Source organism: uncultured Methanospirillum sp. (assembly GCF_963668415.2).
Classification (GTDB): domain Archaea; phylum Halobacteriota; class Methanomicrobia; order Methanomicrobiales; family Methanospirillaceae; genus Methanospirillum.
This window is the reverse complement of sequence record NZ_CAXXDL010000001.1, coordinates 1,437,548-1,453,873: the sequence shown is the minus strand read 5'-3', so window position 1 is coordinate 1,453,873 and position 16,326 is coordinate 1,437,548. Positions and strand designations below refer to the sequence as shown.

12 protein-coding genes are annotated in these 16,326 nt (G+C 51.2%); 3 read left to right on the top strand and 9 right to left on the bottom strand.

From position 1 onward, the window contains the following. Positions 1 to 52 precede the first annotated feature (52 nt). Complete coding sequence (locus ACHZA2_RS06640) at positions 53 to 412, top strand: hypothetical protein (RefSeq protein ID WP_319579062.1); 360 nt, start codon at positions 53 to 55, stop codon at positions 410 to 412. Positions 413 to 502: 90 nt separating this feature from the next. Here the strand turns inward: ACHZA2_RS06640 and ACHZA2_RS06635 are convergent, their stop codons facing one another. The 8 genes from ACHZA2_RS06635 to ACHZA2_RS06600 all read right to left on the bottom strand — a co-directional run bounded on the left by ACHZA2_RS06635 (position 503) and on the right by ACHZA2_RS06600 (position 13,453). Further along, entirely contained in the window at positions 503 to 3,799 is a 3,297-nt protein-coding gene (locus tag ACHZA2_RS06635; protein ID WP_394698512.1) for a PAS domain S-box protein, read from the bottom strand. 168 nt (positions 3,800 to 3,967) lie between these two features. After that, the gene (locus tag ACHZA2_RS06630) at positions 3,968 to 4,558 is read right to left on the bottom strand and encodes a flavodoxin family protein (RefSeq protein ID WP_319579060.1); all 591 of its coding nucleotides are present in this window, start codon (positions 4,556 to 4,558) and stop codon (positions 3,968 to 3,970) included. Positions 4,559 to 4,611: 53 nt separating this feature from the next. Next, positions 4,612 to 6,741, bottom strand: a complete 2,130-nt coding sequence (locus ACHZA2_RS06625; RefSeq protein WP_319579059.1) for a histidine kinase N-terminal 7TM domain-containing protein — start codon at positions 6,739 to 6,741, stop codon at positions 4,612 to 4,614. 142 nt (positions 6,742 to 6,883) lie between these two features. Then, positions 6,884 to 8,113: a PAS domain-containing sensor histidine kinase gene (locus ACHZA2_RS06620; protein WP_319579058.1), complete on the bottom strand. Its 1,230-nt coding sequence runs from the start codon at positions 8,111 to 8,113 to the stop codon at positions 6,884 to 6,886. 79 nt (positions 8,114 to 8,192) lie between these two features. Then, entirely contained in the window at positions 8,193 to 9,758 is a 1,566-nt protein-coding gene (locus tag ACHZA2_RS06615) for a PAS domain S-box protein (protein WP_319579057.1), read from the bottom strand. A 188-nt stretch (positions 9,759 to 9,946) separates the two neighbouring features. Beyond that, the gene (locus tag ACHZA2_RS06610; protein WP_319579056.1) at positions 9,947 to 11,884 is read right to left on the bottom strand and encodes a response regulator; all 1,938 of its coding nucleotides are present in this window, start codon (positions 11,882 to 11,884) and stop codon (positions 9,947 to 9,949) included. Positions 11,885 to 11,945: 61 nt separating this feature from the next. Beyond that, on the bottom strand, positions 11,946 to 13,310 hold the full coding sequence (locus ACHZA2_RS06605) for an MFS transporter (protein ID WP_319579055.1): 1,365 nt from the start codon (positions 13,308 to 13,310) through the stop codon (positions 11,946 to 11,948). Next, positions 13,307 to 13,453, bottom strand: coding sequence for a hypothetical protein (locus tag ACHZA2_RS06600; protein WP_319579054.1), 147 nt, complete (start codon positions 13,451 to 13,453; stop codon positions 13,307 to 13,309). The genes ACHZA2_RS06605 and ACHZA2_RS06600 overlap by 4 nt, the downstream gene beginning before the upstream one ends. A 74-nt stretch (positions 13,454 to 13,527) precedes the next feature. On the opposite strand from ACHZA2_RS06600, the gene rd reads away from it, so the two are divergent. Beyond that, entirely contained in the window at positions 13,528 to 13,689 is a 162-nt protein-coding gene (gene rd / locus ACHZA2_RS06595) for a rubredoxin (RefSeq protein ID WP_319579053.1), read from the top strand. Between the two features lie 204 nt (positions 13,690 to 13,893). After that, positions 13,894 to 14,976, top strand: coding sequence for a response regulator (locus ACHZA2_RS06590; protein ID WP_319579052.1), 1,083 nt, complete (start codon positions 13,894 to 13,896; stop codon positions 14,974 to 14,976). On the opposite strand, the gene ACHZA2_RS06585 is transcribed toward ACHZA2_RS06590, so the two are convergent. Beyond that, entirely contained in the window at positions 14,971 to 16,113 is a 1,143-nt protein-coding gene (locus ACHZA2_RS06585) for a thioredoxin family protein (protein ID WP_319579051.1), read from the bottom strand. The two genes, ACHZA2_RS06590 and ACHZA2_RS06585, sit on opposite strands and share 6 nt — an antisense overlap. Positions 16,114 to 16,326: the final 213 nt, after the last annotated feature.

The following is a 16,326-nucleotide window of genomic DNA, read 5'->3' as shown; positions in this document are numbered from 1 at the left end:
GATATTTACTGATCAAATTCCCTCTATCACATACTACTCACGGAGGAGTATCATGCAGATAGCAATAGATGGATTCTGGACGACAAAAGCAGGCGATTACGACCCACAGAAGAGCCTCAGCACCCCGGTCTCTGACAACCGTTTCTTCTACCGGATCAATCACGATGCCACCTCACGTCAGAAGGTGATCGTGGAGATCATGGTTGATACAACACTCGTTGGAGAGGTGCATGAGTGGCTCAGTTCAGACGGAAAGGAGACCCTCTTCTTCGATGTTCCGTCTCAGCTCCGCAAACCAGGCAGCCACACGCTCTTCTTCAGGATCTTTTCCCCTGTATCAGAAGCAGCAGATGCCAAAAAAGGCACACAGATCTACGAGTCAGAGCACTTTGTGCTTGATTATACCGGCTGAACCGGTTTCAGCCGAATCATTTTGGATGAAAAGTCATTCTCATCGGTTCTGCCTGGGGCCCCCAACGGGCCACCGTTGGGGTTTCTCAGATCAGGAGAACCGGAACTTTCCTACCGGCACGATGATCTCAAACCTGGCACCGTTCCCTGGTGTCCCGTTCTCCCTGATGGACAGTCCGGTGATCGCAAGGATCTCCCGTGCAAGGAAGAGGCCTATCCCGGTGTGCTTGCCATATCCATGCTCAAAGATCATGTTCTTCTCCCATTCTGAAACTCCTGCCCCGTCATCCTCAAACACGATGAGAAGTGAGTCCTCCTCTTTCCGTGTGGAAACCGATAATGAGGTAATTTTATCCCCATGGCGGGAGGCATTCTCGATAAGAGTGGTGAAGACCTTTCTGATGATCGGATCTGCATACACCTCAAGGCCGGGATCTATCGTCTCGGTCAGGTTCATACCTCCGAGCCCGACCTCATAACATGCAGATCGCACAAGGGGCTTTATCTGCTGCCACCCACTGGAGACGGTCCCGAAATTCTCATACTCGCGGGTAAAACCGATGATCTCCTCAATTCTGTCGCATGCATCCTGGGCCTGTCTGATGCGGGTGTGGATGACTTCAGGGTCTGTTGTCTGCAGGATGAGATCGTGAAACGCCTGCAGGGCACTGAGCTGGTTGAGGATATCGTGCCTGGTTAGCCCGGTGAGAAGCCTGAGTTTCTGGTTCGCCTCTCTCACCGCCTCTTCAGCCTGTTTGCGATGTGTGATATCTATCAGCTGCTCAACGATGAAGGCAACCTTTCCCTTATCATCAAGGACCGGCTTTGATCTGCAGTCCATCCAGATCCCAAGTTCAGGAATGAACCGCTCGGTCTGTTCCATCTTCTTTGAGATCAGGGCTTTATTTGTCGCACAGTCCTCACAGGGAGTGTCGCGTCCGAGAAGTTCATAGCATCGCTTTCCTATAACCTCCTTCGGTGTTTTATGAAGGAGTTCATATCCTGCCTGGTTGTACTTGATGATCCGGTGATCAGTCTTCTGGATCCCGATGACATCCTGGAGTGAGTCGAGCACTGCATTCAGAAATGCCTCTGATGCCTTCAATGCAGCCTCTGTCTTTCTGATACTGGTGACGTCACGTGCAAGGGCAAATATTCCTGTAACCCTGCCTTCTGGATCGTGATACACAGAGGCGTTGTACAGGACTGGGGTAATGGTCCCGTCCCGATGCCGAACCTCAAGGGGATAATCCCTGATCATCCCCTTCTCAAAGGCGACCCTGCTCCCCTTCCTGGCTTTTTTGGGATCAGTGAAGTAGTCTGAGAAGTCTGTTCCTATCAGTTCATCCCTGCTACAACCTGTCAGACTCTCTGTTGCGGCATTCACGTCGGTCATCTTGCCCTCTTCATTGATGGTGACAAACGAGTCGATGCTGGCCTCAAGGAGTCCCCGGTGGTACTGGTTCATTCCCCGGAGTTGTTCACGGACAAGGTGGATGCCGGTGATATCCAGGTGAGTTCCTGCCGCCCTCAGTGGAGATCCATCTGTATCCCTGGTGATGACCTTCCCTTTATCCAGAACCCATACCCACTCACCGGTCTTTCCTTTGAGCCGGTACCGGTACTCAAATTGCGGTGTCTTCCCGTCAACAGCTTCCCATAATGCTTGCATCACTCCCGGAAGATCATCTGGATGAACAAGTGACTTCCATGAGTCGTAATGTGGCACAATCTCATCAGGTTCATACCCGATCATGGTTGTCCACCGGTCATTGACTGCTATCCTGCCTGATGGGATGTCCCAGTCCCAGGTTCCGAGATCTCCCCCATGGATTGCCAGGTTGAGCCGTTCCTCGCGATCGATGAGCGATAACTCTGCCTCCCGGTCTTTGGTGATATCCCTGAATACGCAATGGGTCTGTCTGAAGGACCCATCCGGATTCGTTCCGATGTTGCCGTCAAACGAGACGAGTATCGATCCGTCGTTCTTTTTTCTCATCCTGAACTCGATCCCATGGACCTCTCCGGCATCCTTGAACAATGGAAACCTCTCTCTGAAGAGCCCCTGCTGTTCAGGAATCAGGAAGTCACCGAACCAGTGCCCGACAACCTCGTGGTATGAGTACCCGAGTATGTTGAGCCAGGCATCATTGACATCAAGGAATCTCCCGTCTTTGTCAAGTGACTGGTACGGGATTGGGGACTGGCGGAAGAGGACACGAAACCGTTCTTCAGCCTCTATCAGAGCCGACTCAACCCGTTTTCTACTGGTGATATCCTGGATGATCGCAACAAAGATGCGGCGATCCTGCATCTTCATAATCTGGAGATGCACCTCGACCGGGTATGTTGTCCCGTCTTTTCGCATGTGGACGGTGGAAAATCTGGTCTTCTCAGATCTTCCATCAATGAGCGGTTTTATCAGGTGCTCAAACTTCTCCCTGGTAAATTCGGGTTTGATATCAAGGGGGGTGATCCTGGAGAGTTCCTCCATGCTGTATCCCAGGTTCTCCCTGGCTCCCCTGTTGACCTCGATGAAACGGTATGACTCTGCATCGAAGAGGTAGATCTCGTTCAGCGAGTCATCAAGGATTTTGCCGAGGTAGGATGCCGTCTCTACTGCCAGTTTCCCCGTGGTGATGTCCCGACCCACCGACTGAATCTCGATGCATCTGCCCTTTTCATCAAAGATTCCCCGGTCAACCCACTGCTGCCAGGTTATCTTTCCGTCAGGAAGAGTAACCCGGTGCTCGATGGTTCCGACCGGGCTGTCAGGTGTCAGTGATGCGAGAAGCTCATCGACCCTCTGCCTGTCTGCATCAAAGATCGGGGGGATGAACCTCTTTCCGGTGACCTCATCCCGTGTTACCCCATAGTAGCGACAAAATGCCTCGTTTACAAAGATGATGGTTCTGTCTGGCTTCGTACGGCAGATGAACTCAGTCTGATCCTCAACAACATTCCGGTACCGTTCCTCACTCTCACGAAGTTTTCTCTCTGCCTCTCTTCGATGGACAGCCTGGATTATCTTGTGGCTGAGTTCGACAAACTGTGATCTGGGCTCTCCCCCTTTCTGCACGTAAAAGTCGGCCCCGTTATCGAACGCCTCAATAACGACCTCTTCCCTCCCTCTCCCGGTGAAGAGGATGAACGGGATGGAAAGGCCACGGCCTCTGATCTCTTTCAACAGGTCGATCCCGTTCATGCCGGGCATCATGTAATCTGACACCACTGCATCGAATGATCCATCCTCTAATGCAGCGAGTGCCTCCCTTGCAGAGGGCAGGCCGGTCACCCTGAACGTTCCGTCTCGCTCAAGGTAGTGCCTGCCAATATCGAGCAGCAAAGGCTCATCGTCGATATAGAGGAGATGGATGGGATCTGTCATGAATAATGGTTTGATATCAGATGACCGCAGGTGCATCAGGCGACAGATGTAAACGGATATACTGATCTCATAATCACCGTGCCTTCCTATTTATCCTGTCGGTCAGGGGAAGGTCACGGGAGAGGGATCTCATTAGATGAATAGAAAATATGGTTGTAGAAAAAGGGTTCAGTCCTGCACCCGTGTGATGAACCAGGCCATGTTCTCACCAAGGCGTTCCATGGTCTTTATCCCCTCAGCATCCTTCTCCACATCTCCTGGCTCAAATCCGATTCCCAGGTTCCAGTATGTGGAACCGGCTGTGAACATGTCACAGATCCCAAAGAGATGGTTGATGGAGTCGAGGGCAGCAACCGCTCCTGCCCGTCTGACCGCTGCAATACCAGCACCAACTTTACGGGAGAAGAGTCCGCCGTTGGCGATTGCAACGAATCCTGCCCTGTCGATGAGCGCTTTTGCTTCAGGGGTGATGTCCGAGAAGTACGTTGGTGACCCGATGATGATCCCGTCTGCCTCCACCATTCTGTCGATACAGTCGTTCACCAGATCCTTTGCCAGGGCACAATGTCTGTCCTGGTTCTCAAAGCACTTCATACAGGCGATACATCCGTGGATCTGTTTACCACCGATGTGTACGAGTTCTGTTCTGATACCCTGCTCTTCTATCTTATTCAGGGCATATCTGATCAGCGTTGCAGTGTTTCCGTCTTTTCGCGGGCTTGCATTAAAAGCTACAACATATTTCTTGCTCAGTGTCATCGTACCAGAAGATTCAACCTGCAGATGAGGTGAATGTTTTGGTTGGATTCAGGTCATGAACTCTGGATACTGGTGAACCTGTATCTTCCGGGAGGAACCCGGATCACAAACCGTGCTCCTTCTCCCGTTACCCCCTCTTCCATGATGGTCATCCCGGTGATCTCAAGAACTTCCCTTATAAAAAAAAGACCCAGGCCGGTGTTACTTCCGTATCCCCGGGTGAATATGAGAAGTTTCTCCTCCTCAGGGATACCTCTTCCGTCGTCCTCGTAGGTGATCCTGAGTTCATCACCCACCGCTTCTGCTGATACCCGTATCGTTGAGATACCCCCGCCGTGGCGGATTGAATTCTCAACGAGATTAAAAAAGACCTTTGAAAGCATCGGATCTGCAGAGATCTCAACAGGCCTGTCCGGTGTGATAAGGGTGATTCCTGAAAGGAGCCTGGTGATGGTCCTGCTCTGCAGGGTCCGGGTGATATCCTGCCATACCGGGGCTGTCTGTCCGAGATCCTCGTACTCACGGGTAAACTCGATGAGGGTCCGGATCGACTTTCCAGCATCGGCAATCATTCGTACCTTCTTCTCCATATCCGGCTCTCTTGTCTCAAGCAGGATCACGTCTGAAACTGCAGAGATTACCTGGATCATGTTCAGGATGTCGTGCCTGGTGATGGATGAGAGGAGGTTGAGTTTCTTGTTCGTCTCGGTGAGTGAGAAGGTAACAAGTTCGAGTTCCCTGTTCTTTCTGGTGAGTGTCTCTTCGAGATTCTTTCGCAGGGTAAAATCGGCAAATGAGATATAAAAAGCCTCCTTCCCCATATACTGTATCTTCCTGACCGAGGCGTACACCCAGAACTCACGCCCGTCTCCAGCATGCATCTTCATCTCGATATCGTCAAGTTCGTCCTGTGTATGCAGGGTTGTGATAAGTAACTCTCTCGTCTTCTGGTCTGCGTAGAACTCCTCTGTGTTTCTCCCGATGAGATCATCATACGAGAGGTTGAACTGCCTGATGGTCCGCTGGTTTACAAGCAGGATCCTGTTGTCTGCAACACTGGTGATCACGATGGGAAACGGTGCACCATCCACGATGCTTCTCCACCGCTCCTCACTCCTTCGAATCTTCTGTTCAAGTCGCTTCTGAGTCGTGATGTCGGTCAGGAGAATCAGCCTGCCTTCGGGAACTCCTTCGGGTGAGTACAGCAGATCCATCCTGGCATCAAAGATTCTGCTCTCTTCTGTATCCTGTTTCGTGATCTCCTTTCTTCCATCTGAAGAGAAGCAGAATGTGATGAATTCAGGCCATGATCCGGCAACATCAGTAATCTTCTGCCCAACCCCGATGCGGGCTGAACCACCAAGCAGTCTTTCTGCCGCCGGGTTCATGTCAGCGATCCGTGAATCGGTGCTGAGCACGATCATCGGCATACCCATCTCTTCGATGACTCTGCTCCGTGCAATCGGGACAATGTCTAAGAATCCAAATCTGAAAAGGGCTATGATATAGATAATGCCGGGAATCCAGAAGAATATCGGAGCAGGGTTAATCCCATGAATCGGGGTTCCGCCAACCTGAAAGATGATGTCGAGAATTGTCGGAAATATCAGGGCTCCGAATAATAGAACCCGTTGTTTGAGGTATATTTTGTTTGACTCCTCTCTTGTCAGAAGAAGAATCAGAAGTCCTGTGATGACAAGGAGATATGTGTATCCGATATGGACAAAATACAGCGGGCCGTTGACAAATGAGAGTGTTGGGAGCGGACCAGAGAGATCAACGCCGTAATTGTACCGGAAGAGGGTATGGTATTTGCTCGTGAGGGCTGCAAGCATTATACCGGTTGGGATGATGAGCAGTGCTTTCCATCGCCACCCTTTGATCCAGTCGCTTTTATGAAGAAAGGTTAGAATCAGCCATAGATCGAGAACCCCCATAAATGGATTGACAATAAACCTTGTCTCCTGTAACAGGATCTTTGTCTGAAGATTGACAGTTGAGAGTTCGACTGCATAGTTCAGTGCCCAGTATGCTGCAGCGAACATAAGGATCTGATACGGCAGGACTGCAGGATTATGAGAAAATCTCCTCGAGTATAACCCGAGGCAGATCATGGCAGATGCCGAGCAGATCAGCATCAGAAGAAAGAGAAAAGGAACTATCACCTCGTATGTTATCTGCATGTAAATCTCTTCTCCCCGTGGTGTGCCCGTTCTTATGAAACCCAACCTGTCTGCGACAGGAAACCGGTTCCGTTACAGTACCTGCATGCAGGAAGTATATGAACATGTTCGAACCGGCGAAGGGGCGTTCCTTAAGCCTGCACTATACAGGTTCATCAGGGAGCCAGAGTGTTATCGTTGTTCCTTTTCCGGTCCCCTTGCTTGATGCCCTGATGGTCCCCTGATGCAGGGTGACGATCTGCCGTACAATCGGGAGACCAAGCCCTTTTGCCTCGGGATCCTTACGTGCCGCATCACCGGTCATGAACTCGTTCCATATTTTATCTATCTTGTCTTCAGGGATCCCTACACCGGTGTCTGAAATCGTGATCGTGACCCCGTTCTTTTCATGCCTTGCTCTGATCAGAACTTCCCCTTTGTACACGTTGAACTTCACAGCGTTGTTGATGAGGTTGCTGAAGAGCTGTCTGGCATGAGTCCGTGAGAGCCTGATCCTGATCGTTTCAGGGATATCGACCCCGATGTTGACTTCTTTCTGGTATGTCAGGAACCCGTTTCCTTCAAGTGCCTCATCTATGAGTTCGAGGAGCATGTAGTCTGCGTAATCAGTGATTGAGTACTGTCTGTTCAGCTGGGAGTAGTAGATCACATTCTCTACCATCTTCTGCAGGTACTGGATACTTGTGTTGAAGATCTCAAGCAGTGCTTTCGCATCAGGGTCCTGGATCCCGATGGCGAGAAGCGGAAGCATGGCAACAACCGGTGTCAGGGGTGTTCGCAGGTCATGTGCCAGTTGATAGATGAATTCGTCCTTCTGTTTGAGGAGTTGCTCTATCTCATCGTTCTTGTCTTCAACATCATCGGTATGTTCACGAACCTGTGATTCAAGATCGGTGATCCGGAGGGTGAGCCCGGTGTTTGTCTCATGGAGATCCTGATTCTTCTTCCCGAGACTTTCAATACTCTCCCTGAGCAGATCGATCTCCTGTCTCATTCTTGTGCAGTCCCGGCTGATCAGAAGCGTCCCGCCGATACCGGGATTGTCGCACAGGTTTCTCCCGATCGTTTCTACGTACCGGTAGCCCTCATCCTTGTGCCGGTGCCGGTACATAACCCGCACATCTGCTCCTGGAGAAGCATCCATGAGATCGAGTGCCTTTTTTACATCAGAAAGGTCATCAGGATGAATTCGCATGGCATCGAATGGTTCACCCATCAGTTCGTCGGGGGTATACCCGGTCATCTGTGCCACAGAGCCACTGATGTACACCCGCTCCCTATCCCGGTTGAGCAGCGTTATTACATCTGGCGAATTATCCACGAGAAGCCTGAGTTGCTCCTCGTGACCCACATGTTCCTCCTCGTTGTCCATGGGTTGTGCACTGCGATGATATCTAGTAGTAATACAATAGTGGTCGTTTGGGGATGATAGGGATGTCGTATCCTGTACTTCAGGTACTGCCGTTCGTCTGATTGATCTGGTATCCACCTTCAGGAACCAGGATCTCAAATCGTGCACCGTTGCCTTCTGTTCCGATCTCCCTGATTGTGATCCCGGTTATTGCGAGGATCTCCCGCACAAGAAAAAGTCCGAAGCCTGTGTTTTTTCCATAGCCACGCTGAAATATCAGTTCCTTCTCTGATGCCGGGATCCCGACTCCGTTATCATCCCAGGTTATGATCAGGTGCCCAGGTTCTTTGTGAACGGTAACCTCAATCCTGCTTACCGTTCCTCCATGCCTGATGGTGTTATCAAGGAGGTTTTCAAAGACTTTGCCCGCAATGGGGTCGGCATAAATCCGGATCCCGTGTAGATCCGACTCGGTAATAGTAAGGCCTGAAATGGTGATATGAGGGATGAGTGAACTGATCTCAAGCCACTGGGGCTCCTGGGACCCAAGGTCCTGGTACACCCTGGTAAACGCGATCTGAGTCTCGATTGTACCGGCAACCGACTCAAGCATGTCGAGATATCTTGTTGTTATCCCATCCGGGAGTTCATCCCTGACCAGGGTCAGGTACCCGTTCAGTGCCGTGATCTGGTTGAGGATATCGTGCCTGGTTATGGACGAGAGAAGGTTGAGTTGCTTGTTTGCTCTCTTGAGTGCTGCAGCGGATCGCTTCTGCGACTCTTCACGGACGATAAGATCCTGATTTCTCTGTGCAAGTTCGGTCTGAACTGTAGTGAGTTTCTTCAGAGTATCAGAGAGTTCACTGTTCATCTCTGCAAGCTCGAAGTTCTTTGCCTTCAGCTCGGCTTCTGCCTTCTTTCGTTCAGAAATATCCCTGAAGATTCCTTCAACACCATCGAATGCTCCGTTCTCATCGGTGCAGATCCTTGAGCTGACTGCGACATAGATCGTTTCTCCGGATCTGGTGAGCAGGGTCACTTCATAATCCCTTACCTCTTTCTTCTCCTTGAGAAGGGCCATGAAGATGTCTCGTTCTGCAGGTTCTTTCCAGAACTCACCGTTTCTCTTTCCAATCAATTCATCCAGTGAGTCATATCCGAGCATCTGAAGCACAGAAGGACTTGCATAGATGAGAGTCCCTTCTGAATCGGTCCGGTAATACACATCGATGATATTCTCGATGATGGTCCTGTACCTGTTCTCGCTCTCGCGAAGGGCCTGTTCTGCAGTCCGCCTTGTCAGTGCCTGTTCAATGACATGGATAAGTTCTGCAGTCTGGACACCCTGCTCTGTTCCCTTCTGCAGGTAAAAGGTTACACCGCTGTTTATTGCCTCAATAAGAACGTCTTCGCGGGGTATGACAGTATACAGGATGAACGGGATCTCTCCGAACTCTTCCCTGACCATCCTGAGCAGTTCTATCCCGTTGATATCAGGCATGGCATAGTCTGAGATGATCGCATCGTAGGTGTGGGATCTGAGCATCTCCATTGCCAGCTCTGCAGATACGGCTGTATCAACGGTACATACCCCGGTGTCTTCAAGTGAAAGTTTTACTGCCTCTAATAATCCCTTTTCATCATCTACATGCAGAACCGATATCACACTGCCCCCCGTGTACACGGTACGGTGTCTGAAAACCACTCCCCCTGATTCAGTTTACAGACGAGATTTCTGAACGATGCATTACCCCAGGTTTAGTATTTGTAAGCAGCGTTTGGGCTGGATAATTATTTAATGGTTCGGAATACACAATGGCAGGTTCTGTGCCATCTTGCAGGCAGATGTAGCCGTCATGGGATCTGGTACTTGTCAGACGGGACCACAATCTCAAACCTGGCCCCGTTCCCGGGTGTACCGCTCTCCCGTATTGAGAGATTTGTCACACTCAGTATCTCCCGACTTAAGAAAAGACCGAGCCCGGTCCCGTGCCCCACATTCCGCTCAAATATCTTCTCCTTTTCTTTGGAAAGAATCCCAACTCCGTCATCCTCGATGAAGAGGGTCACCCCCTCATCGGTGAGCTCGTACCCGGTCCTGATGGTGGTTATCGTTCTGCCGTACCTCACCGCATTGTCAAAAAGGTTGTAGAGTACCTTCTCAAAGAGGGGGTCTGCAAGGATTCTGATCTGTCCGAACTCGTTCTTGATCCTGATATCTCCGAGTTCGATCAGGTCCCCGATCCGACTCACAACCTCAACCGGTGCAATCCACTTGGCGGTATTGATCCCGAGGTTCTGGTAGTAACTGGTGAATGCGACAAGGTCAGATATTATTGAGGCCATCTCCTCTATCTTCCTGAGCATCTCCCTGTTCTGTGCCGGGTCTTCGTCCTCCTCGATCAGCGAGCAGTAGAGCCTGAGTGCGGTGATCTTGTTCAATATGTCATGGCGTGTGATCGACGAGAGGAGGTTGAGCTTGGTGTTTGCACGTTCAAGTGCGTCATGCTGTGCGATCCGGTCTGAGTTGTCCCTGATGATCGCGACGATACCTGTTATCTCCCCGTTTCTATCACGCACAGGAGCAGAATGTATCTCTGCAGGAAATGAGGTCCCGTCAGATCGGAGCAGCCGATACATGGCAGGTGGAGCCTGTTCTCCCCTCATATGCCTGGCGATGCAATCGAATGCCTGGTATCTGCACTCAGGAGCAATCCAGGCAAGGATCTCCTTTCCAATAACGTCAAGATCTGATGGAAGTGCAAACATGCTACGTGATCGTGGTGAGGCGAAGATGACCGATCCCGTGATGTCGGTGATGATGATAACATCAGGTGATGCCTCTACCAAGGAGTGATAGAGTTCCCTGGGAGGAAGAAGATCTCTCTCCCTCTCTCCTGCCGGCTCACTCAGAATCACCGATATGTTACCCGGTGATGTCCTGAACGCAAAGAGATCAAAGAGTTTTGCATCGGGATCATCCGAAAACCTTACCGGACTTTCCGAGTGCCATGACTCACCGGACTGGTTAATCGTTGCGAAAATTTCTGAAATTCCGGCTGATTTAAGGCCGGGGAACACCTCTCCGGCTGGCCTTCCCCGCAGCCTTTCTGTTCTCACACCGGTCATCCGCTCTGCTGCCTGATTTGCAGCCTCAAAGATGAATACCCCTCCCTCAAGCCTGTAGCAGTGAATACCCCAGGGAGCGTTGGCGATGATGCTGGTGCACCTGAGTTCCCGTTCATCTACAGATTTCATTCCTTCCTGATTCCGGGTCAGGTCACGGGCTGCTTCCTTTCCCTGTTCTCCGGCACCCGTGACTCCCTGATACCGGGCCCCATCGGGAGAGAAAGAACCTGAATTCTGCTGATCTTCTCTCACCTGATAGGAGTGCCTGCTTCTGCGGTTAATGGCAGTCTTCACCGTATCAGCCAGCTCGATGAACCTGATGCCGGTCTCTCCGCCCTTCTGCAGGTAGAAGTCAGCCCCGTTATTGATTGCCCTGATGACAACCTCTTCCCGTCCCCGTGCTGTAAAGAGGATGAAAGGAATCTTACTGATCAGAGGATCCGAGCGGACCGTGACGAGAAGTTCGACACCGTCCATCCCCGGCATCTGATAATCAGCAATGATGGCATCAAACCGCTCCTCTCGTAACATGCGTAAAGCTTCAGAACCTGACCGTGAGGTCTCAACAGCCAGGCCGCCTGAACGCTCAAGAAATGTCTTGCAGAGATCAAGGAATCCGGGCTCATCATCTACGTACAGAACCCGCGAGAGGGGCTGCGCCATCTGATAATCTAAAAATGGTGTGTTCGGTAATTAATGTACCTGCTATCCCGGGTCACTCTGCTCAGTTTTCACTTCTGACATGGCCCCTGATGAGGGAGAAGAATATCCCTGTGCCACAGAGGACCGTGAAGAATGCGAACCCGATCTGAAGACAGGAGATGAATGCAGGATAATATTCGGGAGTGATCTGAACCGGGCCGATGTAGATGGCAAAGAGCATGGTTGCAAATCCCATCGAGAGCATCTGGCCGAGAAGTCTCATGGTTGACGTTGTCCCGGAAGCCATCCCGTAGTCGTGCTTCTGTACTGAACTCATGATCGCGTTCGTGTTCGGGGAGGTGAAGAAGCCAAAACCGGTCCCGAGAATCAGCAGGCTGATGATGATATACCATGTCGGTGTTGCTTCGGTCAGGAAGACGAGCAGCAGGAGCCCGAGAGTGGTGATTGCCATTCCTGCTGATGCTACTCTTCCTGGTTCAATCTGGTCTGAAAGCCTCCCTGACAGGGTGGAGACAAGGGCCATCACAATCGGCTGAGCGATCAGGATGAGCCCGGCATGTTCTGGTGAAAATCCTTTCGTATACTGGAGATCGAGGCTGAGCAGAAAGGTCACTGCGTAGGTTGCACTGTAGTTGATGAGGGCTGCGATGTTTGAGAAGAGAAATACCCGGTTTCCTAAGAGAAGGCGGACATTGAGCACAGGATAAGATATCCTGCTCTCGTACCAGGCGAATGCTGCAGCAAGTACTACTCCGGCCCCTATCATTGTTGCAGCTCCTGCATGGGGGAGAGTGGAGAAGCCGTACATCACAGCGACAAGCGAGAGACTATAGATAGCCGACCCGATGAGATCAAACTTCTCACCTTTGCTCTCCGCCCACTCACCTTTCAGTTTCAGGCGGATGAGCAGCACAGCGAGCAGACCGATGGGGACATTGACAAGGAAGATACTTCTCCATCCCAGGTATGAGGTCAGGATACCACCAAGGAACGGCCCGGCAGAGAGCCCGAAGTAGACGAACGATATATAGAGGCCGATTGCACGTCCCCGCTCTCCCGGTGGGAAGACACCGGTCACTATCGCCATACCGGTTCCGTAGATCATAGCTGCACCAAGCCCCTGGATGACCCTGATCAGGATGAATGCCCCGGTTGTCGGGACCATGGTCATGAGGAGAGAGGAGAATGCGAATATTATGATACCACTCTCAAATATCCTCTTCCTCCCATAGATGTCTGCAAGCCTCCCGAACGGAACGAGGAAGAGGGCTGATGCCAGGAGGTACGCGGTTGCAATCCAGGAGAGCGAGATAGCATCCATGCTGAACTCCGCACCGATGGTCGGAAGAGCGATGTTGACCGCTGACCCGTCGAACGGGGTCAGAAATCCGGCAAGGATGGCGATGAAGAGAACGATCCGTTTCATGGTCCGGTCAGGATCACTGCCGGCTCTGGGAGATGAACTATTCGTTCTGCTCCCCTCCGGTCTTTTCTGTTCCCTTTAGTGATATATGATATTGCATGCTTCAGGAGAGATACGCCGCGATCGGTTTTGAGAGTTTGTGACATCCCCGTTCAGGGCCCACCTTTATCTCTCATCCCGGCGAGATCTGCATAATCCGGATTCCTTCCGGGAGGTACCAATGGAGAAGTATGAGTGCATTCCATGTGGATACGTGTATGATCCTGAACTCGGTGATGAGACCGTTGCAGTTCCTGCAGGCACCCCTTTTGAAGACCTGCCTGATGACTGGGTCTGCCCGGTCTGCGGAGTCGGCAAGGATCAGTTTGAACCGGTGGCATGAGGCGTCCAGAGATTTTAGAACCTCAAAATTTTTCCCGGTTGAGTGATTCATGGATTAAACCCCGCTTACAATCGCGAATCACATCCCTCCCTTCACCTATTTTTGCATGGCAAATCTTCATGGTTGTACATGATGATTACCAGGTACTTGTCCAGGGTATTGTTCCCATCTTGCAGATGATTTTATTCTGAGCATCAGGTCAGGGTGGTTTATCTGATTGCATCTGGTCGTCTCTCCGGCGGGGAGCATACAGGCTCCAGGCAGGCATCCATATACATTGTAGAAGACAATCCGGCCGTCTGCGATGTGATCACCCTGACTCTGCAGGATCTCGGATTCCATGTACCTGGCTGCAGTGCATCAGGTGAGGATGCGATTGAGAAGATAGGCTGTATCATGCCTGATCTCGTGCTGATGGATATCAGTCTCGCAGGGGAGATGGACGGTATCGAGGCAGCAACACGGGTCCGTGACGAGTTCTCTATTCCGGTTGTCTTTCTCACAAGCAATGATGATGAGACATTAAACCAGCGAATCACCAGGTCAGGCTCGTACGGGTATCTCACAAAACCATACAACGGGCGTGAACTCAAGCTTACGATCGATATCGCGATCCGCACACACCAGTTGGATCAGCGTCTCCGGAGGAGTGAAGAGTTCTACCGGACCCTTGCTGATGCATTTGATGACGGAATCATGCTCTTCTCTCCAGATGCAGAGATCAGGTATCTGAACCCCGGGGCCTGCCTTCTCCTTCAGACTCTTGATCCAGGCGGCTCCCCTCCCCTTCCCGGGACTTCTCTTCTGCGGTTTAACCCTGCCATCTTCAGGGACGAGATCCTGCGAAGCATGGACATGCTTCTCTCAACCGGAAAGACGGTCAGACGGGTGGTTCTCATCCCGCCACGTGATCATGATACCTGGCTTGATCTCCATCTCCTGCCAATCTCTGAAAATGGATCGAGCCCTTCAGGAATGCTTCTGATCTACCGGGATGTGACACTCCGGGTTGAGTTTGAGAACGAGGTGAAGAAGACAGGTCTTGCCAGGATCGAGGAGAACATGGAGGTGTTTCAGATCCTCAACGATCAGATCCGCAATCCGCTGCAGGTCATAGCAGGGCTGGTCGATCTTGAGGAGAGCCCGTTCAGGCCACGGTATGTCGAGCAGATCAAAGCGATCGATCAGGTCATCCAGGATTTTGATACTGCATGGGTTCAGTCAGAAAAGGTGAGGCGGTTTCTCCTCACCCATTACGGGCATGGAATCTACAAAAATAAATTATAACATCGGTATGAGGATGATGATCCCCATGAGAATCATCACAACACCGATCATGAGCCTGAGCATACTCTTCTGGTCATCACGCCATGCACTGACCTTTTCTGGTGGTATTCCAAAGAATACCAGGAGCAGGATGACAACCAGCGGGATCACAACGAGGATGTTATACAGGACCAGGTAGACGATCCCGACTGCAGGCTCTTTGTACAGCATCCCGAGGATACTGATGTATATTCCAGCTGTGCAGGCCATCCCGTAGATACCCACAAGGGCCCCGACAACGAGACCGGCAGGGACACTGGCCTTCTTCATATATGATGAGATCAGGCTCTTTTTTGAGTCAGGTATCGAGAGGAGCGGATGCTGTTTCTTTGAGAGCCCATCTTTGACCTGAATAATACCGGCAATGATCGCAACTGCCGCCGCTATCAGGGTGAAGGTCTGTGAGAGGCCGGGGAGCTGGATAACAGAGAATATGGCAAACCCTGAAAGGAGCCTCACTGCGAAGAAGGCGACGATGTATGCAAGCCCTATGGCAAGGACCGTCCTTCGTGACTGTGAAGCCATGAGCGAGACGAGGAGCAGAGCAAGAACGAGCAGTCCGCATGGGTTGAGTCCCTCTCCTATTCCTGCAACGATGAGGAATCCGGGATTGATGGATGAGGCTGATGTGTCACTGCTTCCTGATGTGAGATTTGAGAGGAGTCCACGCTTGTAGTCCCCCTTCTTCACCTCTGCAACAGTTGTATCAAGATTCTCTGAGATCGCCTCCTCTCCCATCAGGTTTGTGGTACCGAGGAAGAGGATCGGAACATGGGCATGGGAGATATTATACGCCTTCTGGTAGGCGTTGAAGAGATCGATATTTGTCTGGTTTCCTGCAAGGCTGTAGAACTCAACCTTTACATCAGAATGGTTTGCCGCGTAGGCCTCTATCACCGGGTGGATCTTCTCACATGCCCCGCATCCGGGGTTGAAGAAGAAGTGTATGATCACCGGTTCAGAAGAACCAAACCCGCCGATGAAGGGTATTGAGCCAAGGGGATTTGATGCTGCGTCGTTTCCCTGTGCTGCTGCCGGAGAGCAGATGATCGCAATGCTACAGAGCATCACGAGCATGCCTGCCAGATAGCGGTGCATATAGTGAAGATTCATACGTATCAACTGTATCCAGATCCTTTGTTGCGGTACTGGTTTAAGCGTTCCCCGACGATCAGCTACATATCGTGGTTGGTTCGAGTCAGGAGTTCCAGTAGATTTGCGATCATCTGTGTACAATCAAGAGTATTTGTGTCATTCCAGATATTCATGGAAGCAACCTCATCTGCATGAATTACAAAATATAATGCATTC

Bases quoted from the DNA above. Each gene is read 5' to 3' on its own strand.
- ACHZA2_RS06625 (WP_319579059.1), bottom strand. From the start codon at position 6,741: ATGCAGATAACATACGAGGTGATAGTTCCTTTTCTCTTTCTTCTGATG.
- ACHZA2_RS06630 (WP_319579060.1), bottom strand. From the start codon at position 4,558: ATGACACTGAGCAAGAAATATGTTGTAGCTTTTAATGCAAGCCCGCGA.
- ACHZA2_RS06600 (WP_319579054.1), bottom strand. From the start codon at position 13,453: ATGTCACAAACTCTCAAAACCGATCGCGGCGTATCTCTCCTGAAGCAT.
- ACHZA2_RS06640 (WP_319579062.1), top strand. From the start codon at position 53: ATGCAGATAGCAATAGATGGATTCTGGACGACAAAAGCAGGCGATTAC.
- ACHZA2_RS06605 (WP_319579055.1), bottom strand. From the start codon at position 13,310: ATGAAACGGATCGTTCTCTTCATCGCCATCCTTGCCGGATTTCTGACC.
- ACHZA2_RS06585 (WP_319579051.1), bottom strand. From the start codon at position 16,113: ATGCACCGCTATCTGGCAGGCATGCTCGTGATGCTCTGTAGCATTGCG.
- ACHZA2_RS06635 (WP_394698512.1), bottom strand. From the start codon at position 3,799: ATGACAGATCCCATCCATCTCCTCTATATCGACGATGAGCCTTTGCTG.
- rd (WP_319579053.1), top strand. From the start codon at position 13,528: ATGGAGAAGTATGAGTGCATTCCATGTGGATACGTGTATGATCCTGAA.
- ACHZA2_RS06610 (WP_319579056.1), bottom strand. From the start codon at position 11,884: ATGGCGCAGCCCCTCTCGCGGGTTCTGTACGTAGATGATGAGCCCGGA.
- ACHZA2_RS06620 (WP_319579058.1), bottom strand. From the start codon at position 8,113: ATGGACAACGAGGAGGAACATGTGGGTCACGAGGAGCAACTCAGGCTT.